Here is a 25,475-nt window from a genome sequence, read left to right as displayed (position 1 = left end):
ATGCAAAACCCCGCGACTGCCGAGATGGCAGACGAGCAAGACACAGCGCCCGTTGAGCTAGACGCCGACGAGCGCGAGGCGCTACGCCAGCAGCAGGAAGAAGAGCTGAACATGCTGGGCACCAAGCTGCACCGCTTGGCCCATGAGCAGGTAGCCGCTAAAGAGCAGATCGAAACCCGCTGGCTGGAAGATTTACGCCAGTACAACGGCAAGTACACAGAAAATCAGCTTGCCCGGATGCGCCAGAAGGGCGGCAGCCAGGTGTTCGTCAATATCACGCGCAACAAGACGCGCGCGGCGATTGCGCGGCTCAGCGATATGTTGCTGCCCAACGACGACACCAATTTCGGCATTAAGCCCACGCCCGTACCGGCGATGAGCAAACAACAGGGCATGATGAAGGCTGATATGCAGCAGCCGGGAATGATGCCACAAGGCACGCCGCCGGAAATGCAAGGTCAGCCCGGCATGATGCCAGAGCAGGGCATGCAGCCAGAGCAGCCCGACCCGCAGGCGATTGCCGACGAAGCGGCACGGCAAATGCAGCAGCAGATTGAAGATGACTTCGCAGAGAGTCGCTACAACGCCCATACCCGCGACGTGATCGAGGATGCCTGCATCCTGGGCACTGGCATTCTGAAAGGCCCAGCCATCGTGAACCGCACCCGCCGCGCCTGGACGACCGACCCGGCCACAGGCCAGAGCGTGATGGAGATTCAAGAGGAGTTTCGGCCAGCGGTCGAGCGTGTAGACCCTTGGGACTTCTTCCCCGATATGTCAGCGGCCAAGATGAGCGAGGCCGAGTTCGTGTTTGAGCGCAAGCTGCTCAACCGTAAGCAGCTGCGCGACCTGGCCGACCTGCCCGGCGTGATGCTGCCCCAGCTGCGCCGAGCGCTGGAAGATAAAGACGGCCACCACATTTCCCACGACCGCCGCGACGAGATGCGCGCCATTACCGGCGTGGATACCGTGGTGAGCGATGCTCGCTACGAGCTATGGGAGTATTGGGGGCCGCTGGATAAAGAGGAGCTGGAAGCGTGCGGCTGCGAGGTAGACGATGACCCGTTAGTGGAATACACCGGCTGCGTGCTGATGGTGGGCAACCACGTTATCAAAGCCGCGCTGAACCCGCTGGAAACCGACGACCTGCCTTATTCGGTATTCAACTGGGAGGAGGATAGCTCCACCATCTTCGGCTTTGGTGTACCGTACCTGATGCGACAGCCGCAAAAGGTCGTCAACGCCGCGTGGCGCATGATGATGGATAACGCTGGGCTGTCCGCTGGCCCGCAGATCGTGGTCAACAAGCGCACCGTCACGCCCCAAGACGGTGATTGGACAGTTCGCAGTAACAAGGTGTGGGAATACAGCGGCGACGCGCCCATCGATCAAGCGTTCCTGTCCGTGCAAATCAAGAACAACCAGGCCGATATGGCCGCCATCTTCAACATGGCGCAAGAGCTGGCCGACACCGAAACCAACTTGCCGGTGCTATTGCAGGGTGAGGGCATGAGCGGCGGTCCCGGTGCCAGAACGGCCACCGGCATGCAGATGCTGATGAACAACTCCAACATCGTGCTGCGCAGCGCCGTGAAGAACTTCGATGACGGTATTAGCGTGCCGACCGTTCGCCGCTTCTACGACTACCACATGATGTACACCGACCGCGCCGAGATAAAGGGCGACTTCGACGTAGTGGCCAAGGGTACCAGCGTTTTGATTGCCCGCGAGGAGCAGCAAGAGAAGCTGATGATGCTGTCCCAAGTGGCGGCCAATAACCCCATCTTTGCTGAGCTGACCAACTGGCAGGGGCTTTATAAAGAAATCCTGCGCACGCTGCAGGTGCCGGTGGATACCGTGACCTACACCGACGAGGAAGTGGAGCAGCGGCAGCAGAACCAGGGGCAGGAAGGCCCACCGCCCGAGCTACAGATCAAGATGCAGGAGCTACAGCTACGCCAGCAGGAGTTAGAGCTAAAAGCCCAGCAGTGGCAGCAAGAGAGCCAGATCAAGGCGCAACAGCAGCAGTTCGAGCAGCAGTACAAAGCCGCCCAGCTACAGAGCGAGCAGGAAAAGGCGCGCTTAGAGCTAGCCCTGAAAGAAGGCCTCACCCTGGCGCAGCTTGAACAGCAGGCCGGATTGGAAAGCCAGAAGCTAGAGCTAGAAATGCGCAAGACCGCCGCCCAGCTACAGAACCAGCGTGACGTGAAAGCCGCCGAGCTTACCGAGCGGCAGAACGACCGTATGGCGCGCCGTGACAACATGGCTCAAGGGTACGATTCCTATGGATAACCTCGACCGCCACTCAGGCACTTGGCAAGCCGTGACCCAATGGCTGCAGGATCGCCGCCAGCAGTGCGTTGAGTCGCTGATTAACGGCAGCCCCAACGACGACAAGCTGCGCGGGGAGATTCGCGTCATTGATGACCTGATCGCTAACGCGGACGACACGCCCACGCGAGAGCCGCTACCTGATACCGATTACTAGCCGAGAGATCAATAAAATGCTTCCACATCAGCAGCGTGTAGTAGATGAAAAGAACGAGCTTGATAAAAAAGCAAAAGCACTTAGCGACTTCATTGGAAACAGCCCGGTATTCGAAACACTTGATCCTGAAGAGCAAGAAAGGATGAAGGTGCAGAATGATATCATGTGGCAATACTCTGAAATCCTAGGCCAAAGGATTGCCGCTTTCTAATTTATTGCTCCATCTAACAGCCCGCCACCGAGCGGGTTTTTTATTGCCTGCACGCAGGCCAACCGCGTCGTGAGACGCCACAGCCGTTCGGGAGAACCGCTACATGAGCACCGAGAACCAGCCGCTTGATAAAGAGCCGCAGGATACTCAAGACGACTTCGACAGCGCGTTTGACGAGTACGCCGACAAGACCAAGGCGCCCGATGAGCGCGACGAGTACCACCGCGACCAGGAGCCAGAGCGAGAAGATCCGCCAGAGCCAGAGCCGGACATTAGTGAGCGCCTGAGCGCGCTTGAGCAGGAGAACCAGAAGCTCAAGCACTCTGAGGCCAGCCAGCGCGGCCGCCTGGGCGCGTACCAACGACAGATCAACGAGCTGCAGCAGCAACTACAGCAACGCCAGCAGCACACCCAGCACGCCGATGGTCGGGAAAAATCCGACGACGAGCGCCGCGACGAAGCCGCCCAAGAGATGGGTAGCGACGATTGGGACGCTTTTAAGGAGGACTTTCCCGACATGGCCCGCGCCTTCGAAGCTCGTCTGAAAGCAGACCAGCAGCGGCAGGCGCAGTTAGAACAGCAGCTCCAGCAGCTGCAATCCGCAGTGCAGCCCATCCAGCAACAGGCGCATGAGCAACAACTTCAGTCTGAATATGCCCGCCTCGAAAGCCGGCATGAAGATTGGCGTGATGTGGTCAATGCCCCTGAGTTTCAGTCATGGCTGCAAAACCAGAACCCGGCTATCCAGCAGCTTGCAGGAAGCGAAAGCGCCGATGACGCATCCGCGCTCCTCGATTTCTACAAGGGCAACATGCCGGGCGATAACAGCCGTGCCACTCAGCACGACAAACGGCAGAGCCGACTAGCGAACGCCCAGACCGTGAGCCGCCGAGGGGCCGCTCAACAACGGGGTACGCCAGACGACTTTGATGCCGCCTTTGAACACTACGCCGCCAAAAAAGCGCGGCAACGCTAATCCTTCTTACCGTGAGGTAACACGCAATGACTACTACTACCTATGGCTCTATCTCGCAGCGTACCGCTGCCTGGGCCGCCGCTGAAATGCTGGCTCACGCCGAGCCTATTCTGGTGCTGTCCAAATTCGGCCAGTCCAAGCCGATGCCCAAGAACAAAGCCGATACGGCGAAGTTCCGCCGCCCGGTGCCGTTCAACATCCCTGACACCCCGCTGGCCGAAGGCGTCACCCCGACTGCGCAACAGATGCAGTACGAGGACGTGGAAGTACAGCTCAAGCAGTGGGGCGCTTGGGTTGAAATCACCGATGTGGTCAACGACTTGGCCGAAGACCCGGTGCTGTCTGACGCTTCCATGCTGTGCGGCGAGCAAGCAGCGGAAACCGTCGAGGTGCAGACCTGGGGCGCTATTCGCGCAGGCACCAACGTGTTCTACGCCAACGGTTCTAGCCGTTCAGCGGTGAACACCAAGATCAGCCTGGCTAAGCAGCGCGCTATCACTCGCGCACTGAAAGCCCAGCGCGCCAAGAAAGTCACCAGCATGGTGGGCGGCTCTCCGAACTACTCCACCGAGCCGGTTGATGCAGCGTTTATCGCGTTCGCACACACCGACCTCGAAGCGGATATTCGCGACATGGTCGGCTTCGTGCCCACCGAGAAGTACGGCAGCATGAAGGCGCTACCGTATGAGATCGGCAAGGTGGAGGACGTGCGCTACGTGCTTTCCCCGGTGCTGGACAAGTTCGCCGACGCGGGCGGCACTGCAGGCAGCATGGTGTCTACCACTGGCACCAACGCGGACGTGTACCCCGTAGTGTACATCGCCAAGGAGTCCTACGGCCTGGTGCCGCTGAAAGGCAAGAACGCGATCACACCCAAGGTACTGAACCCGGATACCCCGCGTGGCGGCGATCCGCTCGGCCAGCGTGGCTCCGTAGGCTGGAAAACCTACTTCGTGGCCAAGGTGCTTAACGAAGCATGGCTTGCCCGATTGGAAGTCGCTGCTTCTGAGCTGGCGTAACCCCTAACCACCCCTCAAGCCCCGGCATCCGCTGGGGCTTTCTATTTCTGCTTACCGTGAGGTAACCGCAATGTCAGAAGTCAACGTCAACACCATGGACCGCGCCACGCTGGAGCAAACCGCCAACGACCTAGGCGTTAAGTTTGCACACAACGCCAGCGACGACACGCTGCGCAACAAGCTACGTGAAGCACTAGGCGAGCCGCCGGCACCAGAGCTGAATACGGCACCAAGCACCACTGAAAGCACCAAAGAAAAGCGCTTTGAGATCATCATTCAAACCGATGGCAAGGATAAGCAGCCGGTGCCCGTGGGTGTGAACGGCAAGATGTGGGCCATTCAGCGCGGCAAAAACGTTATCGTGCCTGAGTCCGTGGTCGAGGTACTGAAAAACGCCAACCGCTACGAGTACGACCCTAAGGATATGAGCCGCACCGAAGTCTTGGCCTACCCCTTCCAGATCGTGCGCGAAGTGGAGTAAGCCATGACGTTCCTGGAATTGTGCCAACGGCTACGCCAAGAAGTTGGCGCAGCCGGGAACGGCCCTGCCAACGTGGCCGGTCAGTCGGGGGAATACGCACGCCTGATCGGCTGGGTGCAAACTGCGTGGCGGGAAATTCAGCTAGAACGCCGCTGGCGGTTTGATTGGTCGCTCGGCCAAGTGGAGCTGACCACCGAAGATATCCAATACCCACTACCCGATGATTTTGACGCCTGGGTAGTGGATACACTGCGTTTCGGCAGCCAAGTGATTCGCGTATTGCCGTGGGAAGAACTGCGCTATGCCGCTAACGACCACCTCACATGCGCGGCGATTGCTCCGAACGGTGTGCTTCACCTCAATGCCGCGCCTAAAACCTCGGGCACGCTGCTGTTTGAATACTGGCGCACCCCGCAGGAATTGGAGAACAACAACGATGTGCCGCGTATGCCGCCGCGCTATCACATGGCGATTGTTTACCGCGCCATGCTGCAGTACGGGCTTTACGAGAATGCCCCCGAAGTCGTGCAGCAGGCGAACGCTAATTACCGGGAGGTGATGATGCGCGTGGCCGCCACCGAGTTACCCCCGATTAACACCGGCGAGGCGCTGGCATGAACAAAAATGCCTACATTCCCTTGGGCGGTGGCATTGATCTTGTCACACCGCCTCGGCAAATGAAGCCCGGCCAATGCCTCTATGCCGTCAACTACGAGTGCCCGGTGAGCGGAGGCTATCGCCGCATTGCAGGCTATGCCGCCGTAGGGCCAGTGGTGCCCGGGGAAGGCCCACTGCTAGGCGTAGTGACATTTGCTGATCGCTACTATGCCGTGCGAAAAGACACCGGCGCAGACGCCGCCACGCTCTACCGCTACAACAGCGACACCAATACTTGGGACAGCGTGGGCGCTTGCCACAACGGCCGCTATGAGTTTGTGGAAGGCAACCTGACCGCGACCGAAAAAGGCCGAGCGCTGTATGGCGTCGGTGGAGGCAAGCCGTTTCAGCTATTGGCTAGTCCAGGCGAGTCCGTGGAGTACCAAAGCATTCTCGGCGTGGTATCGGCGCTGCGCGGCAATTTGCCGTCTGGCGTGGTGTATATCGCCTCCAATGACAAGTTGATTATTTCCGACACCAAGGGCCGCAACATTACCGGCCTGGGCGTGTTTGATAAAGCTGACGCATCGTTGACCACTGGTACCGACAAAACCGGCAATGGCGACGACACCACGCAAGCCGAGATCGACCTATCGGACCAAGCGCCTAATAGCATTGGCTATGTTCGGTTTACGGTAGGGGAGGAGGCAGAAACAGAGCTAGCCATACCTGAGCTGGCAAGCCCGTTCTATGAGTTATCCGCTGCTCAAAGCGGCGCGCAGTTTATTGCCTTGCACGCCAACCACCTCTTTATCGGCTTTCCTTCGGGCAGCCTGCAGCACTCCTCTATTGGTAAGCCCAATAGCTGGAACGCCGCCGTTGGGGGGGCGGGGGAAATAGGGGTCGGGCAACCTATCACCGGCTTGCTTAACGGGCGCGGTGGTACGCTCCACATCTTATGCCGCGACAGTATTAAAACGCTGTACGGATCAAGCACGGCCGATTGGCAGCTAAAGATCACGATTCCTAACAGTGGAGCAAAACCCTACAGCGCCCAAAACCTACTGCAGCCTTACTTCATTGCCGAGCGTGGCATTACCAACCTGCAGGCGACCGACCAGTTTGGCGACTTCCAGCCGCTACAGGCGGGAGCCATGCTAGAGCCGCTGTTTACCGAGGATGGCTGGGCGGATCGCGTGGTTTGCAGCGTGATTAGCAAACGTCGCGCACAGTACCGCGTGTTCTTCGATGACGGCTCCGGCGTGTACATGAGTCCGACCGGGGCAACGACCGTACTGTTTCCTGATGCGCCGGTCGTCGCGCATAGCGGCGAGCTGGATAGCGGCGAGGAAGTGGTGCTGTTTGGTGACGCTAACGGCCAAGTGTACCGCCTGGGCAATAACGCCGACAGCTTTGCGGGAAGCCCCATCTCGGCATTTCTGACGCTGGCCTATACCGACCTACGCAAGCCCGCTGAGCGAAAACGCTTTAGGCGTGTGTTCTGGGACGTGCGCTCTGGCTCCAATGCAGACATTACCTTCCGACCCGACTTCGATTTTGGCGGTATTGAAAGCGCGCCGCACCTACGCCAAACGCTCAGCTTCCTGCTAGGCGGTGGCCTATGGGACGTGGCCCGCTGGGACGAGTTTGCATGGTCGGCACCGGTCGTCGGCCAGGAAGCTCACGACATTACCGGCAGCGGCACGTCAATCAACTTTGCCATCTACTCCAGCAGCATTAGCCCACCCCATGAAATCCTGGGGTACGACCTGACTTACAGCGATAGGAGGTTACGCCGTGGCTAGCCAATATTACGATAACAGCGATGGCGCGCAGCGCTTCCAGCCAGGCGCAATCGCCCGCGCCGATGAGGTAGACGCCAAGCTCGACCAAGTGGCCGCTGGTTTTGAGCAAGCAGAGGGGGATATTGACCGTAGCCTCAAGCTTCCCGCGTCTGAAACAAGCCAAGAAATCAACGCCACGCCGCTACAGCGCCGCCGCCGCGTGGTCGGCTTTGATGCCGACGGCAACCTAACGCTGCTGACTGGTTTTAATTGGCGAGGCGACTGGGCGACCGCAACGGAATACTTCGTCAACGATGTGTTCCGCGACCCGGCTACCAAAAACATCTACGTCACCGGCACCCGCCATACCAGCGCTGCTGCGCTCAGCACCGATATTACGACGGGGCGTGTTGAGCTAGCGATTAACGTGGAGGATGTGGAACAGCTAAAGGCTGAAACCCAGCAGATCAAAGACGATGCCGTTAGCGAAACGACCGCCATTAAAAACACCGCTGTCACGGCAGCCAACACGGCGACGACAAAAGCCAGCGAGGCATCCAGCAGCGCCTTAGCTGCTAGCGGCTCCGCCAGCACAGCGAGCACAAAAGCCAGTGAAGCTGCCACTTCGGCCAGTAACGCCGCTGGCTCAGCAACGACAGCCAGCACAGCCGCTAATACGGCCACTACTAAAGCGGGCGAGGCGTCCACCTCCGCGAGTAACGCTGCCAGTTCTGCCAGCACCGCTAACACGGCGGCAGGGACAGCCACCACGAAGGCAGGCGAAGCATCCACTTCTGCTAGTAATGCCGCTAGTTCTGCCTCTACGGCCAGCACGGCAGCCGGTACAGCGACGACTAAAGCAGGAGAGGCGTCATCTTCGGCAGGCGCTGCTGCCTCTTCGGCAAGCACGGCAACTGCCGCAGCGAACACAGCCACAACCAAGGCGGGCGAGGCGTCAACATCGGCAAGCAACGCCGCCGCCACGCTAGCCGATTTTCTCAAGCGCTATCTAGGCCCGTTTGAAGCCCCACCCACGACTGACAATGAAGGCGACCCGCTGCAAGTGGGCGCGCTGTACTACAGCACCGTGGCCGGTGATGAGGGGATGCGACAGTGGACAGGCACCGCGTGGGAAAATGCGTATGCCACGATTGATGGGGTGAGCTGGGGGGATATTAGCGGGAAGCCTGAGACAGCAACGCGGTGGCCAGCTTATGAGGAAGTGACCGACAAGCCACTAATTTATACTCAGGCTGAAATAGACACGATGATAGGTGACATCGGCACGATCCTCGACACCATTAACGGGGAGGTAGTCTGATGACCATCGCTGATAAATTACAGCTTACGCTGAACACTAAACAGGCCATTAAAAGCGCGCTAATCACCAAAGGCGCAGAGCCAACCGATGTATTCAGCACCTACCCCGCTTTAATTGAAAGCCTAGCAACGCAAGGCATCGCAACACCTCAGATCATCGCACCTATGGATGGCGCGGTGCAGGTATCGCAGCAGCCCATTATTACCGGCACACTGTACTTCTCTGCTGACCCTGACGATGGGCACGCGGCAAGCACCTGGGAATTTGCGAGTGATAGCGGCTTTACCAACATCCTGCATACCAGTGGGCGGGATACTGTTAATTTGGAGAGTTATGATTTTCTCGCCAATGGTGCCGAGTTTACGGAAAGTGAACCTGTTTACGCCCGCGTTACTTACGAGAGTGAGTCTGGGATAGAGCAAACGAGCCCCGTTATATCGTTTGATGTTTTTGTGATAAACCCCGGAGATGTAATTGACGGCGATATAATCGTTGGTCGGCATCAAGGCGACTGGATTCTGGTTGCGCCTGCTACTAAGCGCGCGCTTCGCAAATGGGGGTTATACCGAATTAACCTTCCCCTTCCCCTTAACCCTGTGCCCGACCCTAACACAGGTGCTTATAACACTGACGTGCTGACAAGCCCTGCGTACAACAGCGTCAGCGATGGCATAGGCTCGGTAGGCTCTCCAGCCGCCGACTACTGTCGCGACATGGGCTACGACCTACCAAACCGTGAAGTCTTGGATATGATCTACCAAAACAGGGCGATTATTGATTCTTCTGAAACTACGACTGGCGGAAAAAAGCTAGCAGATATAGTGAACGGAGGTACAGCAGCTTCAAATGGTTATGGTTATGTGTGGTCATCCACTTTGGGCCACGTTACGAACAATGCAATGGCTCATAAATTCACTGACGGCAATCTATTAAGCAGCTTCAGAGGTGATCCGCTCTGGGTGGTACCTGTCAAAAGAATTTCCATTTAATTTTTGCCCTTACCCCAACTCCCTAGGAGTCTTTTTATGCAAATCGAGATTCTGCGTAACGACCGGTTGATCGCAGGCCCTATACCTTGGGACGCCTCACGTGTCCGCGACATTATCATGCGCCAGGGCGGCGACTACCGGCTAGTGCCTAACGGCTTTATTAGCCCTATCCATATCGGCTCGATCAGCGTGCTGCCGGTGCGCAGTGTTAAGCCCGAGCTGACGGTAATGCAGGCTTATGGCCAGCCCGAGCGAACGGCCAGCAACGATGAGGTGGTGTACACCTACCCAGTGGTAGAGCGTGATTATGATGAAGTGCTGGAAGAGCAGCGAGCGAAGAAGCTGAACGAGATTAACAACGCCTACACCACCGCCGCCGCGCCGCTTATCAAAGAATACCCCGAGGTGGAAACTAAGGGGTGGGATCAGCAAAAAGCGGACGCGGAAGCCTACCTGGCATGGCACGAAACTCAGCAAGGCGAGCCGCCGCAAATGATGGTGCTGGATAAAATCCTGGCAGGCCGCAACGGCGAGGATGGCACCGAAACGCTGTATGAGCTGAGCGTGGCCGTTCAACGCAATGCAGCCGCGTTTGCTGAGTTCCAGGTATTGACGGGTAAGCGGCAGCGGCTGGCGAAGTTAGCGCGGGCGGCTGAGACGCTGGAGGCGCTAGAAGCGATCCAGTGGTAGCACTCCCCCACACCCACTACCATAGCGCCGAGAGCGCTTTTTTTGCTTCTAGCAAGCCGGGAGGCTTCCTATGGCCACAGCCAGCGACATCAACAAAATCTACCGCGAGGTGCTTGGCCGTGATGCCAAGCAAAGCGGCATCGACTACTTCATGGGCGATATTGCCAAGGGGCAGTCGCTTAGCGACATTCGCAACAGTATTGCGAACAGCGCCGAGGCCAAGAGTCGTGCAAGCTCAAGCCGCTCTAGTTCCAGCTCTGGCAGCCGATCAAGCAGCAAATCTGGCAGCTCGGTTTTTTCTGGCATTACCTCAAGCCGCCCGTCATCCAGCAGCTCTTCTGGCTCATCTAACAATGCCGCCTCTGCCATTAACGATCTGTATCAAAAGAACTTGGGACGTAGCGTTGATAGAGCGGGCTTAGATTATTGGTCGAAAGAGGCGAACCAATACGGCTTGGATTATGTGGAGCGGGCTATTCGTAGCAATAACGAATACAACCTGTACCAGAATCGTGGCGTTGGCATGACCGTCGCCAAGCCTGACCAAGTGAGTGGCTTTACCTACCGCAACAGCAACGATATAGCCACCCAGCAGGCGCGCAACGAAGCCGATTACGGGCTACTGAACTCCGGCATGGCGGCGATGGTGCAAAACGGCAACTACACACCCGTACAAGACGACTCAGGACAAACGCTTTACCGCAGCGTGACCGGCGGCTTGTACGATATTACTGGTATGCCAGTGCCGGAACGGCCAACGCGCAGCGCCCCGCAAACTCAGGTCACGCCACAACAAACCTCGCAGTACCAGCTCCACCAGATGCTGGATAGCAATTCCCCGCTGATGCAGCAAGCCGCCATGATGGGCAACCAGCGCGCTAATGCGCGGGGGCTGCTCAACAGCAGCATGGCCAGCCAAGCCGCGCAAGCGGCCATGATCGACCGAGCCACGCCTTTTGCTCAGCAGGATGCGCAAACCTACTTCCAGAACAGCCAGGCCAATGCGGATCGCCAACAACAAGAATACATGGCGAACCTGAATTATCAGAATCAGCTTGGCCTTAATCAGCAAAGTTACCAGTTTGACATAGGGCGAATGCAAGCCGAGTACGGCTTCTCCAGCCAGCTTTCGACCCAAGAGGCTGAGCAAACGCTAAACCAGCTCTACGCCACCAGCACGGCGAATGGCTGGGGCGTTATGGCCAACAACCTAACCGACATTGTCGGCCAGTATTCCGCCCAGCTAGAGCGCATCCAGGTAAACCCCGACATTGAGGAAGAGGATAAAGTGGCGCTTATCGAGCAAGTGCTAGCGATGCGCGACACCGACATCGAGTTCCAGAAGTCCCTTTATGACAACCTTCGCACGTCTTATCTCGATAAGACCGGCGTTTTCCCCAACCGCTAAGGTGATGTATGAACTTACTAGATGGCCTGGACACCGCGCTCAACAGTGACGCGGTGAGCGCCGCTGTGGACGTTGGCAGCCAAGCGGCGAGCAGCAACTGGTGGGATACCGGCATTGAGTACGCCACCAAGGCGTTCAACTGGATGGAAGATCACCCGACCACTACCAACCTGCTAGCAGGCGTGGCTGGTGGCGTGGGCCAGTACCTGATGAGTAAGGAGCAGCTTGCCCAGCAGGAGCGCTTCGCCCGCGAGCAATGGGAGCGTGAGCGCGCCGCCCGCCGCATCAAGCCCGGCAGCATGGACGGCTACGGCTCGCACGTCGCCACGGCAAAAGGCGGCCTACTGACCAATGGGCTGATTATCGGCCAGGAGGATTAAATGGGTTACGGCGGAGGTTTTGGCGGCGAGGCAGATACCGGCGGCGTAGCAGGCGACTCCAATAGTGGTGGCGGTGGCGTCAGTGGCAAAGGCGGCGGCGGTTACGGCGGTGCCGTAGGGCATGGCGTAGATTCTGCACACGGCGGTAATAGCAGCGTGGGCAGTGATGGCAGCGTCAGCGGCTTGGGCGATAGCGGTAGCAGTGGCCCAGGTGGAGGAAGTAGCAGCGGTTACGGCGGCACGTTTGGCGATAGCGTGGATGCCCGCAGCTCAACCGATGCCCGCGCCGGTTCGTCTATGACCGGCATGGCGGCAATGGTGAGCATGGACGATGCCGCCAAGGAGGCAAAGGCATCGTTTGGTGGCTGGGCTTCACAGGTAGATGCCCAGATGGGTGCCCAGAACGTAGGGTATGGGGCGCTGAGTGATAGCGCTTATGGGCGTGCTACCGCCCCATCCATTAGCCCAGACGCGCTAACGTCAGCGCTACAGGTGGCAGGGCTGCCAGAGCAGATGGCGATAGATGCTCGCCCAAGCGCGCTAACGAGAGGCCTCAGCCTAGCGGCCACTGTTGCTAATCCCGTAGCTGGTTTGCTAGGCACCGCACTCAATACACACACGGCTGCCAGAAACGCCCAGGCCAGCATTGGCGCTATCAACGATGCGTTTGGTACCAGCCTCGATAGCTCCTACGGCACAGCGCTAGGCCAGCAAGCGGTAGGCACCGCAGCAGGTACGTTAGGCAGCAAGGTCGGTGGGAATTTTGGCGCCAAAGCGGGCATGAGTGTCGCTGGCGTACCGGGGGCTGTTGTAGGAGGCCTGCTAGGGGCGGCAACACTCGGCAACACCGCACGCGGCCTAGCCATGAGCCCCAACAGCACGACCGAAGGCCCACAAGGCCCAGCGGCAGGAGGTGACGGCATGGGCGGCATGTCGAACGCACCCAGCAGCGCCGTGGCGTCTGCGCCTTCCACACCCAAAAGCGGCTACGTCAGCATCGACAATTACGCGATGGACAGCGACCGCAACCCCTTTGACCGTTACAGCGACTACGCCGCGCAATTCTTTGGCACCGCCTAGGAGGCAACATGGCAGGACTACTACAGCAGGGTATGCAGCCCGCACCGGAACAAGCCCCCCAAGGCCAGCCGATGCAGGGGCAGCCACCGCAACAGCCGCCGCAGAGTGGGCAGCCAGCGCAAGAGGTTAACGACCCCCGCGTAAACGCCACGCCCGAAGAGGCAGGCCCGCAATTTGAGGTGCTGCTAGAGGGAATGCTGGGCTACCTGTACGGCGACGGAATGCAGCAAGCCGCGCAAATGCTCCAGCAGGGCGACGACATTACCCGCCGCATGGGGCAGGTGATTGGCACCGTGATGGTGACCACCTACAACATGATCGCCCAGGACGGCAAAACCGTGCCGCCGAACGTGATGGTGCGCGCCGGTATCGAACTGGCTAAAGCCGTAGGCGAAATGGCGATGGAGGTTGGACGCTTGCAACCCGGTGAAGATGAGGCCATTGAAGCCGCGTTTATGCTGGGCTTGGGGCTGTTCGGCAAAACCGCCGAAGGGCTAGAAGATGCCCAGCGGCAGCGCTACAGCGAAATGGTGACGGCCATTCAGGACGGCAAGCGCGAAACCGTGCAGGGGCAGCAGCCTCCACAACAGCAGCCGCAAGGCCAGCCGCCTCAACAACCCATGATGGAGGGCGCTTAAATGCTAGGACTGATTGGAGGCGCGTTGGCAGGCGGTGCCGAAGCCGCGCAAGATAACGCCCGCACACGCATCAATCAGATGCACGATGACGCGATTCTGCGCATGCGGCAAGAGTTTGCCAGCAGTGAGCGTCAAGCCAGCCAGGAGTTCAGCCGCGAGGAGCGCGTGGCAGGCCAGGAGTTCACGTCGGGCGAGAACCAAGCGAATCGCCAGCACGACATGGGCTTGCTGCAAATGCGCGAAGCCGGAGCGAATCGGCGCAGCGCTGCACAGATTGCCGCCAGCCGCGAGCAGCGCCCGCAATGGCAGATGGTACCCGACGGCAACGGCGGCTATATCCAGTACGACCCGGTGACGAACAACTACCGCGAAGCCAACCTGCCAGAAGGCGTAAGCTTTGGCGGCAGCGAGCTAACTGAGCGCGAAAGGCTCACCATCGAAACGTTGGCCGATGAGCGCACTAGTATCATGGAATCCAGCATGGGCCAGCCCAGCGACCAGCAGGCGGCGCGGCTGGGCGAGATCAATGCGCAGATGGAGCGGCTGCTAGGCACAAGCGCTGGCGGCGGCGATTTAGCGACCCGGCTAACAGAGCAGCTAGGCATCGACCCCGACGCCGTACCCGAAGAACAGGCAGCACCGCCAGAAAGCGCGCCGCCTCGCAGTGCACCGCCGCCGCGCCCCAATACCGCAGAAGGCTATATGGGCGCACGCCAAGAGGCAGACTCCGCTCAACAAGCCGACCAAGAGGCCGACGACGCCGTGCAAGAACTGGCTGCCGAAGCGCGCCGCATCGCTGGGCGGATCACTATTCCTGACCAGCTTGGCGGCGGTTTTCAGCGCGGCGGCTTAATCAACAGCGCCACGCAAGGCGGCATTGACACCGAAGCCGAGCGCGAAGCCGCGCAAGTAGTATTAGAGCGCGTTAGTGCCGCGTATAATCAAGAATCAGACCCACAGCGAAAAGCCATGCTGAAACGCGCCCTTGATGCGCTTTATGAAGCAGGCGTAACACGCTAAAGAAAGCCCGCTAAGCGGTCGTGGCGGAACCTCGCCGCCTTCGCTTAGCGCCTACCTAGCCTTGTCGGGAGACAACGCCACTATGTCACTGCTAGACAACCTGCGCGCTCAGGCGCCTGCCCTCCGTAACGTCGATGACGAAACCTTAAAACAAACCCTGCGTGTTCAACCTGAGTTTCGTGCGTATAGCGACGAGCAGTTTGAGGCGTTGGTAACCGGCACGCCTTCCGCCAGCACCGAAGGCCGCAACAGTGAAACCATGACCGGCTTTGCGGGCGATTTAGTCGACGCTGCCCAGATGGGCGCGTACAACGTCGCGCAAGGCCTGGGCGACTTCTCCTACGAATACACCGGCGTTGGCCGCGGCCTGGGTAATTTTGGCCGGGAAGGCGCGGCCAGCCAGCTAGAGCAGATGAGCCCACGCGCTGCCGAGGCAATCCAGCAGCAGATTTTTGAAAGCACCGGCTCCGGCCTGTGGGATTTTGAGCTGGGCGAAGGCTTCAACCCGCTGACCATTGCGCTACAAACCGCTAGCTTAGCAGGTGAGGCGGTAGCATCCGGCGGCTTGGCGGGCGGTGGCTCACGAGTAGGCCTTAGCCTGACCGGCAAAGTGATTGGCCGCACAGCACGGCGCAACGCAGCGCGCCAAGGGCTGGACGAAGCAGGCCAGCAAGCCGCCGCCGTGCAGGCAATGCGCGACTTCGCCTCTTCACGCACGGCTGATGGCGTAAAGCTTGGCACCTACGGCGCAGTCGAAACCGCCGTGAACACCGGCCAGATTGCCGACGGTGCTTATCAAGAAATCCTCGCCATGCCCGACGAGGAGCTGGATCAATCGCAGGCGTTCGCAGAGACGTACTGGCAGCTAGCCGACGAAAACCCCGATGCTAGTGTGGACGAGCTTCGCCAGCAAGCCCGCGAGCAGCTTGGTCAAGGCGCGAAAAGCCTTGTGATGCGCGACCCTGCGCTACTGCTGACCACTGGCGTACTCGGCGGTTATGGCGGCAAGGTGCTGGATGACTTGGTAACAAAAGGCACCAAAGCAGGCAGTGGCCGCTTGGGCGCAGCGATTCGCCAAGCAGGCGTGCAAGGCGTGACTGAGACCGGCCAAGGCGGTATGGGACAGTACAGCATTAACACCGCTGTAGCAGATATCGGCGCAGACCCTACCCGCGACCCGATGGAAGGCGTGGCCGCTGCCGGTCTATCCGAAGGGTTGATTGGTGGCGTCATGGGTGGCGGCATGGGCGCCGTAGCGGGCCGACCGCAGCCAGCACCGCAAGCTGACCCGGCCGCAGAAGCCGCCAGGGCGCGTGAAGAAGCCGCTGCGCAAGGAGCCGACCCGCTTGGCCAAACGCAAGCCGCGCAACAAGCCGAGCAGCGCGCCCAGAGCGAGCAGCAAGCCGCCGAGCAATCCCCTGAAGTGCGCGCCCAACGCCAGCAGCAGGCGAGCGAGGCAGGGTTGCGCATTCAGCGCGGCATGGCCGACGCTGACGACCTGCAAGCGTTAGCGCGAGGCTCAAGTTTTGAAGGCGGCACCCGCTTGCGCAACATGCGGATGATTACCGAACGAGCTGAGGCAGCGCTGGAGGCTGGCAACATAGAGCAAGCCAGTCGCCTCATGGAGCGCGCCGAAAACATCGCCAACAACCTACGCACCGCCCTACGCACCGCAGGCACCCGCGAGCGCCCCATGGAAGGTGAGCTGGCCGACCCAGAGCAGCCGGAACCCATCGCAGGCTTGCTGCAAGGCCGCCAAGGCCAGCTCCCTCCCGGTACCGGTGACAGCATTCGCGGCGAATCACCGTCGCAATTTGACGCCCGCCAGCGCACCCAGCAGGAGCAAGCCGACACGCTCAACCGCCGTAGCATTGGCCGTGATGACGTGATTTACGGCGAAGGCCCGACCCGCGATGTTGAGGCAGAGGAGCAAGCCCGCCGCGCCGCGTTTGAGCGTCAATACGGCACCGCTCGCAACACCGGCCTAGACGGCGAATACCTAGGGCCAGACCCGCTACCCGGGCGCCCCAACCGCCAGGGCGAAACGCTGGACGGAGAGATCTTCCGCCGCCCTGAGCGCCTACGCCAAGACACGGCACCGCGCATCCCACAAAGCGGCATCATCTACGGTGATGGCCCCACTGCAGGCAACGCCAACACCGGCCTCGATCAGCCTTTCGAGCGCGCACGTTTCACCGATACGGGCGCACGTAATGCAATGGAAGGCCAGCGCGCCCAGCAGCAAGCTAGCGCCGAGCGCACCGCGCAGCTGGCTCGCACCCGTGGCCGTGGGCAAACCACGTACCTGCCCGACAACACCCCGATTCGCACCCGCTTCCGTGTGGTAGAGGCATCAGAGCTGACCGCCTCCAACTCCCCCGATGGCCGCGTGAACCAGCGCTACCCGCAGGAGCTACAGCCCCGCGACCGCACCAATGCCAACAGCCAGGTGCAAGTGCGCAACATTGCCGCCCGCCTGAACCCGGAGCGATTAGGCAGCAGCAACGATGCTGGCACCGGCGCGCCGATCATTGGCAGTGATGGCGTGGTGGAATCCGGCAACGGCCGCACCATGGCCATTACCACCGCTTACAGCCAGAACAGCCCGCAGGCCCAGCGCTACCGCGAGTTTGTGCGCGCCGAAGCGGAGCGCCAGGGTATCGACCCCAGCGCCGTGGACGAGATGCAGCAGCCGGTCTTAGTGCGAGAGCGCGTCACTAACGTAGACCGCGCCGACTTCGCCCGCCGTGCCAATGAAAGCACCGTCGCAGGCATGACCGCTTACGAGCAGGCGCAAGCCGACGCCGACAGCTTAACCGCAGCTGACCTGCAGGCATGGGGGCCGGACGAAAGCGGCGACCCGCTGGCAGCCAGCAATCGAAGCTTTCAGCGCGGCTTTGTGCAGCGCCTGGGTAACAACGAGGCCAGCCGCTACACCACGCGAGACGGCCAAGCCACGCCAGAACTCGGCCAGCGGATGCAGCGCGCCGTGTTTGCTGCCGCGTACCAAGACCCCGATATGGTGGAAATGGTCACCGAGCAGTCTGAAAACATGCGTAACCTCGCCGCTGGGCTGCAGGCGGCCGCCGCTGATTTAGCGGTAGCCCGAGAAACCGGCAGCCGTGAAGCGCTAGACGCCATCGGGACGATTAACGACGCTGTGCGCCTAGTGCGCCGCTCGCGCCAAGATGGCATTAGCGTGCGCGAGCTGACCCGCCAAACCGACGCCTTCACCGACGCAGTGCCAGAAACCACCGCACTACTCGCCATTGCCATTAACAACAGCATGCGCAGCCGCCAAGCAATGACCACCGCTTTCCGCTACATTGGTAGTGCAGTGCGCAACCGCGCAGAAGGCGAGGCCAACGGCGCGCTATTCGCAGACGACACCACCAACCAGGACATTTTCGATGCAGGCTTCCAAGGGCAAAATCAAGATCAGCGTACCCAACAACGATCACCTGAAGGGAATGTTCAGCCAGGCGCTCAACGACGCGAACAAGGAGCTGAAAGGCAAGGACAAGCTGAACCTGCCCAGCGGCCTCAAGCAGAACCCGCCCAAGAAGTAGACGACGAACCGCTACTCAGCACCTACAGCGAGCAAGAGCTAGCCGAGCGCGAGCAGGCCCAGCAGCAGGCCGAAGAAGCCGAGGCCAGCCAGCAACGCGAGCAGGCACAGCGCGCCCAGGCAGACCGGGAAGCCGATGATTTTGTACTCAGCGGCAGCAACCGGCCTGCCGATATTGCCGAATCACGCGGGCAGAATGATATTTTTGGCGCACAGCCAGCTAGCGATTCTCGCACAAACGAGAAGCCAAGCGTTGAACAGCAGTTAGCAGAGAAAGGCGCTAACATCTATTCCCGCCTCGAAGCGCGCCTGAAAGACACTACCGACGACGGCTACTCTGCTTACTCTGAGTCGTCGCTGCCGCTTAGCCAGAATGAGCGACAGCGCCTGCGCGCCTACTTGCGCAACATTGGCGCTAATACGAATAAAGGCAACCGAGCAACATCATATAGCTGGGAAACTGATGAAGGCGCTGTTTTTAGTGTAGAAATGCCTTCATCTCAGGGTGGCGAGACGGTACTAAGGCGAGCAGTCGAGTCGCCTAGATTTCAAGATGAAGGCGATCGCCTCTTCCAGGCCAGCACGCCAGCACCTGCAGCCGGCCAGAACACTGATTCACCTACGGCCCAAGTCCAGCAGGATTTAGCCTACGAACCGCCCACGCCAAAGCGCCGTAACAAGCCACTTCAATACACCGGCTACTCAGGCGAAGAGCGCAGCGTGCGCAGCTATCAGGAAGTGGGCAACTTCCGAATCGCTAAGGTGAACGACAGCCTTTACGAAGTGATTAATTCTGATGGTCAAGCCGTTAGCCAGATGGCAGGGCCAGGAGGTGCCATTGAGGCAGCGCAGCGTCTCGGCATTGCCGAACAGTCAGACGTAGCGCCTTCAGAAGCCAGCGAGCCAGCCGCCCCGCAATCTGAGCGCATAACGTGGCAGCGCCGAGCCAAAAACAGCAAGGTATGGAAAGGTAGTAACGGCATGGTCATTGCTGACCAGGGCTTTAGCATGGGCGGCACTCGCACGCCGATGTTTATGGTGTTTGCCGATCAATCAGCATTTGATGCAGGCGCGAATCTCGCTACCTTTGAAACGCTCAGCGAAGCCAAGAAAGCAGCCCCAGGTTTAGAGGCAGATGCACCCATTCAAGAAGCCAGCACCAGTGAACCCGAAAGCGCCGAGCAGGTAGAGCAAGACGCCACGCCCACCAGCCAGGGCGGCACTGAAACTGCCAGCCTTTTATCCGACATTGAGCGCACCAAAGATCTGAGCGGCAGTGCTCAGCGCCAATCCAGCCACGAAGCCAACACGCTCAAGATTGCCGAAGCATTGGATAAAGCGACCGTTACCAACGTGGCGTCTGACCGCTTCCTCCGCGACATTGAAAGCCAGTGGCCAGAAGTGCGCGCTCAAGCCGTTTCACGCGCCCGCGAAGAACTCGGCATTCGCCCAGACGAAGGGCGGACGACAGAAGCCGCTATGCGCCAAGCGATTGAGCAAGCGGTGACTGAAAACCCGAACGCCGATAACGAGACTGTTCAGCGGGCAATGCAGGATGCTGCGAGCGCCGATAGCTACCTGGGCGCATTAAGCAAAGCAGGCCTGAGCATGGACGCCGCTAGCGAGATGATCCGCGACGTTCGCAATCAAGCCATGCTGGAACGCGCACGCAACAACCCGGTGCCCATTACGCCGGAAATGATCGGCTATGAGTTTGCAGAACGCGCCGCCAGCGGTGTGCACATGCGCCCTGATCGCGTAGCACGCTACACCGTGGATGGCGATGTAAGCCATTTGCTAGGCGTCTACGACAGCATGGCCCGCTACGCCAAGACAGACGCACAAAAGCAGATACTCAACGATGAGTTTACTCGTTACCGCGATGGCTACTTGCAGCGCACCAAATCCGCACTAGAGCGCAAAGGCCGCACCATGAGCCCCATGGTAACCGGGCCAGCGAACTTCCCCGTAGAGCGCAACCGCAAGCGCATGGAGGCTGAGCGCAAGGCGTTAGATGATTTACAGGCGTTTGATGAGCGCGCACAGAAAGCCATGCGCAAGAAGCTGCGCAACGCCAAAGAGGACGGCACGCAAGCCACAGAGCTTGAGCAGGCACGCCAACGCTTGCAGGCGGCAGAAGAAGCCCAAGAGCGCATGAAGGCTGCCAATAAAATTATCCGCTCAGGCAAAGACGTAGAGCGCCGCCTGGTAGAAGAAGCTGGTTTAACCGAGCGCCAAGCGCGTGACGTACTAGAGCCGGACTACATGGGCAAAACCGGCTTTGCATCTTTCCAGTTGCGTAACAACAGCGCCGCGATCCGCCAAGCCCGCCAGCGCGTGGCCGAGCTTGAGCAACTTGCCCTTAACGAGCAAGAGGCTAAAACCGGCAACCTCGCCACCGAATACGAGTTTGAAGGTGGCCGCATGGAGCTGGCGATAGAAGATCAGCGCGTGCGACTAGTGTTTGATGGTGTACCTAGTGATGAAATGCGCAGCCGCTTAAAGAGCCGTGGTTTTCGGTGGAGCCCTAAAAACAAGGCATGGCAGCGCAAGCTCACCGCCAACGGCATTGCCGTAGCGGGCGACATAGTGGGCATTGATGGCCGAGCCATTAACCGCGACCTACAAAGCGACCCGCGCTACGCCCTAGGCGGCAGCGACACGGCAGCAGTGCAAGCCAACGATATCCGCGACGCGTTAGCCAGCTCACCCGAGCTATCCGATGTAACGGTGATCCAGTCCGCCACCGAGCTGCCGCCGCAATCCATCCTGATGATGGCCTTGCAGGGCGTGAATCCCCGTGACGTGCGCGGCTTATTCGTGGGCGATCAGCTCTATGTGATTGCGGACAACGTCGATGACGTACAAGAGGGCGTGCGTACCGCCGTTCATGAAGCCGTAGGCCACAAGGGTATGCGTGCCGTGCTGGGCGACGACCTCGACCGCGTGATGCTCAACCTCTACCGCAACCTGCCCAACAGCAAGGAAGGCCGCGACGCTTTGCGCGAGGTGCGCCGCGACTACCCGTTCCTCGACCCGGAGAGCCGCAAAGACCGCATCACCATTGCCGAGGAAATGGTCGCCCACCTGCTGGAGAAAGGCCATCGCCCCAAGGCTTGGCAGCGCGCTGTGGCGAAAATCCGCGAGCTGCTGCGTCAGCTATTCCCCTCGGTGGCGTGGACGTATACCGACGCGCTGGCCCTAGGTGAGCGTAGCCGCGAGTATTTACGGAAGCAGAAGGCGGAAGCGCAGCCAGCAGAACCACGCTTTGCTATGGCGGGCGACACCAGTAGCCGCAACTTCAAGCGCTGGTTTGGCGATAGCAAGATGGTGGATAGTAATGGCGAGCCAACGGTGGCTTACCACGGTACTGATGGTCGCTTTAATGAATTTCGCTCAGGAAGCGAAACCAACGGGCTGATTTACTTTACTGGAAGCACAGGCGTCGCCGCTGAGTTTGCAACCGGAGCTCACAGCTTTGGAAGATTTAATGAGCGCTTCATTGCTATTCAGGTTGCAGCAGAAGACCACCCGGGAGTCTTGGATGTAAACACGGGCAGAGTGGATCGCGCTGCAGACCCTGATGATATTGAAGACTTCGGGCAAAGCGTTATCACTGACGAGGCGTTTCTAGAATCCGACCCATCGCCTAATGAGATAGCCAAGAAGATCGAGGATGTTTTCGTAGAAGCCCAGCAGGGCTCGAACATCATTCCTGTTTATATAAAGATGGAGAATCCTTACGGCTCTACTGAAAACCCGATTCCATACCAGGAAGCGGAAAAATTAGGCGCAAACTGGCTGCGCTCGCAAGGGTACGATGGCGTTATTGCTTCGGAAGGCAAGCAGGGTATTAGCTACGCAGTCATTGAGCCGACTCAGGTAAAGTCAGTATTCAACCAAGGCGCCTACGGCCCCACCAACCCCGACATCCGCTACGCCCTACGCGCCAAACAGCGCGCCAACTTCGAGGATGCGTTTAGCGACTTCACCGACGCTGACCGAGCTGCCGCTGCCAAAATTGGCAGCCGCACGCCGCCACAACGGGCAATGGCTTGGTTTAAAGAGAGGGCCGACCGAGCTGGGCTCAAGATTCGCCAGGGCATGGTGGACCGCTATGCCTCGCTGAAAGAAATGGACGAGCGCCTATACGGTGAATCGGCGCTGGGCGAGAACATCCAGCGCTCAAGCTGGGTACTGGCCCGTATGAGCAATGCGGCGAACGGCGCCCTGCATGCCATGCTTCACAACGGCCGCATTAAGCTGAACCAGCAGGAGCGCATTATTGAAATGCAAGACGGCGACGCCAAAGGTCTGGGCGAGGTGCTTGGTCGCCTGGGCAGCGCTGCCGAGATCGAGCGCTTCATGGGCTGGATTGCCGGTAACCGTGCGGCACGCCTTGCCCAAGATGGGCGCGAAAACCTGTTCGACTTAGGCGACATTAACGCCATGCAGGCATGGAATCGCGGACAAACTGAAGATGGCCGCAACCGCCAGCAGCTTTATAAGGAAGTGTTCGACGAGTTCCAGCAGTACCGCGATGATGTGCTAGCCGTGGCCGAGCAGAGTGGCATCATTACCAGCGAGCAGCGGGAGATGTGGGGCGAAGAGTTCTACGTTCCGTTCTATCGCCTAGCCGAAGATGACCAGCAGGTAAGCGGCATGATGGCCACCAGCGGCCTATCACGCCAGCAGGCCTACAAGCGCCTGAAAGGCGGTAGCCAGAACCTGAACGACTTGCTGCAAAACACGATGATGAACTTCCATCATCTACTGGATGCCAGCTTGAAGAACCAGGCGGCCACGCAAGCGATTGAGAACGCCAAGAAGCTAGGCATGGCCGAGCGAGTGCCGGAAAGCAACCGCGACACCAAGCGCTCCACGTTCGTTATGGAAAACGGCAAAAAGGCGTACTATGAGATTGACGACCCGCTGGTATTCACCGCGCTGACGGCACTCGCTCACCCCGGCATGAACAGCATGGCCATGAAAGTAATGCGCGGCTTTAAGCGTGTATTCACCAACCTGACCACCACCACGCCGCAGTTCATGATTGCCAACTTAATTCGCGACAGCTTGCAGGCATCAGCCACCAGCGATGTGAGCAAGAACGCCTTTAAGAACGTGATTGAGGGTGGGCGCAGCTATAAAGACGAGCGTATCCGGGCACAAATGCTGGCCAGTGGTGCGTCGTTCAACTTCGGCCACTTATACGGCAATAACCCGGACGAGTTACGCGCCCAGCTAACCCGTAACATGCGCAACGCCAAGCTGGTCGATGGCCCTGCGATGGTGCCGAACGTGCTGCGCGCTGGCTGGTCGTGGTGGAATGAGGTCAACAACACGACGGAAAACCTCAACCGTGCGGCGATCTATTCGCAAAATAAAGACAAGGGTGGACTGCGCGCCGCGTTTGAATCCCGCGACCTTATCGACTTTAGCGCCCACGGCGCATGGCCTGCCGTTCGCGTGCTGATTGATATCGTGCCGTTTCTTAACGCACGTATTCAGGGTCTGGATAAAATCTACCGCTCAGGCGTGAAGCCTGGGGCCAGCGTGCTGGCAGGGGCGTTCGGCAAAGGCAAAGCTAACGTCACCGACAAGCAGGCAGCCGCCCGCTTCTGGACCGTGACCGGTGCTGTGACGATGGCGACCATCGCACTCTACCTGCACAACCAAGACGATGAGGAATACCAGAAGCTAGAGGACTGGCAGAAGGATACCTATTGGTTCTTCCGTGCTGGCGATCAAGCCTTCTTTATTCCCAAGCCGTTTGAAGTCGGCGCCATGGCTACGCTAGCTGAGCGTATGACCGAGCAGTTTGTGGACGATAAAGCTACGGGTAAGCTATTTGCGCAGCGCCTGGGCCACATGATGACCGACACGTTCAGCTTTTCGCCGGTGCCGCAGATGATGCAGCCCGCGCTCGATATCTACGCCAACTACGACGCCTTTACCGGGCGACCGATTGAAGGCATGGGCATGGAGCGCTTGTCGCCAGAATTGCGCCGACGGGCGAACACCAGCAAAGCCGCCGAGTGGATCTCCGGCGCGCTAAATAACACCGTTGGCGCGATTGGCGACCCGGATAAAAACCCGTTAGCGCTATCACCGGTGCAAGTGGATCATTTGATTGGGGGGTACTTCGGGCAGGTCGGCACATGGGCGGCGTCAAGCGGGGATATTGCGTGGCGGGTAGCGACTGGCGTAGAGAATCCGGCGCAGCGCTGGTACGAATACCAACCGGTGCGCCGCTTCTATCGCAACCTGGGAGACGAAGACCGCTACACCAAGTACGGCACCATCTTCTACGAGGGACTGCGCGAAGCGAACCGTGCTTACTCAGACGCCAATGAGTTGCGGGAGATGGGGCGCTTGGCCGATGCGGCCGAGGTGGCCACCAGCAAGCGGGATATGCTGGCGTTACGGCTGCCGCTCAACCGCGCCCAACGGCGCTTGAATACGATCAATCAGCAGGTCGATATCATCCGTCGCTCTAACCTTGACGGCGAGGTGAAACGCCAGCGCATTGACCGGCTGAACGCGGTGAAAAACCAGATTCAGCGGGTGCTGGGCGAGCAGGTGCAGGAGGCGAGGGCGCGTTAGCGGTTGACTGCCGCAATTCCCAGCAGGAACAGCGCACCAAACAGGAGGACAGGGACGTTCACCAGCAGGGCGATAACGACAAGCAACCCCGGTATCCCGAGGTAGCTCACCATTAACCAGCCCTGCACATTCTGCCAATGCTTGGGCATGCCGATCATCACCAGCAGCCCAAGCACCGGCAGGATAAACGCTGTGCCTAGCAGGGTTTCAGTATCCAAA

At 59.4% G+C, this 25,475-nt stretch carries 18 protein-coding genes; 17 read left to right on the top strand and 1 reads right to left on the bottom strand.

The window, feature by feature from the left end; all coding sequences use genetic code 11:
- The 17 genes from ACIGG6_RS02110 to ACIGG6_RS02030 all read left to right on the top strand — a co-directional run bounded on the left by ACIGG6_RS02110 (position 1) and on the right by ACIGG6_RS02030 (position 25,256).
- Complete coding sequence (locus ACIGG6_RS02110; protein ID WP_399841727.1) at positions 1-2,292, top strand: cell envelope integrity protein TolA; 2,292 nt, start codon at positions 1-3, stop codon at positions 2,290-2,292.
- Positions 2,285-2,488 carry a hypothetical protein gene (locus ACIGG6_RS02105; protein WP_399841726.1) on the top strand — a complete coding sequence of 68 codons (204 nt, stop codon included), beginning with the start codon at positions 2,285-2,287 and terminating at the stop codon, positions 2,486-2,488. The genes ACIGG6_RS02110 and ACIGG6_RS02105 overlap by 8 nt, the downstream gene beginning before the upstream one ends.
- A 16-nt stretch (positions 2,489-2,504) precedes the next feature.
- A complete protein-coding gene (locus ACIGG6_RS02100; RefSeq protein ID WP_399841724.1) occupies positions 2,505-2,699 on the top strand; it encodes a crAss001_48 related protein in 195 nt (64 codons plus the stop codon).
- 103 nt (positions 2,700-2,802) lie between these two features.
- Positions 2,803-3,675: a hypothetical protein gene (locus ACIGG6_RS02095; RefSeq protein ID WP_399841723.1), complete on the top strand. Its 873-nt coding sequence runs from the start codon at positions 2,803-2,805 to the stop codon at positions 3,673-3,675.
- Positions 3,676-3,701: 26 nt separating this feature from the next.
- Positions 3,702-4,694 carry a N4-gp56 family major capsid protein gene (locus tag ACIGG6_RS02090; protein WP_399841720.1) on the top strand — a complete coding sequence of 331 codons (993 nt, stop codon included), beginning with the start codon at positions 3,702-3,704 and terminating at the stop codon, positions 4,692-4,694.
- 70 nt (positions 4,695-4,764) lie between these two features.
- Entirely contained in the window at positions 4,765-5,175 is a 411-nt protein-coding gene (locus ACIGG6_RS02085) for a hypothetical protein (protein WP_399841718.1), read from the top strand.
- A 3-nt stretch (positions 5,176-5,178) separates the two neighbouring features.
- Positions 5,179-5,793, top strand: a complete 615-nt coding sequence (locus ACIGG6_RS02080) for a phage adaptor protein (protein WP_399841717.1) — start codon at positions 5,179-5,181, stop codon at positions 5,791-5,793.
- A complete protein-coding gene (locus ACIGG6_RS02075; protein ID WP_399841715.1) occupies positions 5,790-7,577 on the top strand; it encodes a hypothetical protein in 1,788 nt (595 codons plus the stop codon). Before ACIGG6_RS02080 ends, ACIGG6_RS02075 begins: the two co-directional genes overlap by 4 nt.
- The gene (locus ACIGG6_RS02070) at positions 7,570-8,877 is read left to right on the top strand and encodes a hypothetical protein (protein ID WP_399841713.1); all 1,308 of its coding nucleotides are present in this window, start codon (positions 7,570-7,572) and stop codon (positions 8,875-8,877) included. The genes ACIGG6_RS02075 and ACIGG6_RS02070 overlap by 8 nt, the downstream gene beginning before the upstream one ends.
- Entirely contained in the window at positions 8,877-9,866 is a 990-nt protein-coding gene (locus tag ACIGG6_RS02065; protein ID WP_399841711.1) for a hypothetical protein, read from the top strand. The genes ACIGG6_RS02070 and ACIGG6_RS02065 overlap by 1 nt, the downstream gene beginning before the upstream one ends.
- Before the next feature lie 36 nt (positions 9,867-9,902).
- Positions 9,903-10,556 carry a hypothetical protein gene (locus ACIGG6_RS02060; protein WP_399841708.1) on the top strand — a complete coding sequence of 218 codons (654 nt, stop codon included), beginning with the start codon at positions 9,903-9,905 and terminating at the stop codon, positions 10,554-10,556.
- Between the two features lie 70 nt (positions 10,557-10,626).
- The gene (locus ACIGG6_RS02055; protein WP_399841706.1) at positions 10,627-11,964 is read left to right on the top strand and encodes a DUF4214 domain-containing protein; all 1,338 of its coding nucleotides are present in this window, start codon (positions 10,627-10,629) and stop codon (positions 11,962-11,964) included.
- An 8-nt stretch (positions 11,965-11,972) separates the two neighbouring features.
- Positions 11,973-12,344 (top strand): hypothetical protein, encoded by a 372-nt coding sequence (locus ACIGG6_RS02050; RefSeq protein ID WP_399841703.1) that lies wholly within the window; start codon positions 11,973-11,975, stop codon positions 12,342-12,344.
- Positions 12,345-13,424 carry a hypothetical protein gene (locus ACIGG6_RS02045; RefSeq protein WP_399841701.1) on the top strand — a complete coding sequence of 360 codons (1,080 nt, stop codon included), beginning with the start codon at positions 12,345-12,347 and terminating at the stop codon, positions 13,422-13,424.
- 8 nt (positions 13,425-13,432) lie between these two features.
- On the top strand, positions 13,433-14,062 hold the full coding sequence (locus ACIGG6_RS02040) for a hypothetical protein (protein ID WP_399841699.1): 630 nt from the start codon (positions 13,433-13,435) through the stop codon (positions 14,060-14,062).
- Entirely contained in the window at positions 14,063-15,082 is a 1,020-nt protein-coding gene (locus ACIGG6_RS02035) for a hypothetical protein (protein WP_399841696.1), read from the top strand. It abuts the gene before it with no gap.
- Between the two features lie 82 nt (positions 15,083-15,164).
- Positions 15,165-25,256 carry an LPD38 domain-containing protein gene (locus ACIGG6_RS02030; protein ID WP_399841694.1) on the top strand — a complete coding sequence of 3,364 codons (10,092 nt, stop codon included), beginning with the start codon at positions 15,165-15,167 and terminating at the stop codon, positions 25,254-25,256.
- Here ACIGG6_RS02030 and ACIGG6_RS02025 read toward each other — a convergent pair.
- Positions 25,253-25,474, bottom strand: coding sequence for a hypothetical protein (locus ACIGG6_RS02025; RefSeq protein ID WP_399841692.1), 222 nt, complete (start codon positions 25,472-25,474; stop codon positions 25,253-25,255). The two genes, ACIGG6_RS02030 and ACIGG6_RS02025, sit on opposite strands and share 4 nt — an antisense overlap.
- Between the last annotated feature and the right edge of the window lies 1 nt (position 25,475).

This window comes from Vreelandella lionensis (assembly GCF_044543515.1).
Lineage (GTDB): Bacteria > Pseudomonadota > Gammaproteobacteria > Pseudomonadales > Halomonadaceae > Vreelandella > Vreelandella lionensis.
This window is presented reverse-complemented; position numbering and strand designations above follow the sequence as displayed.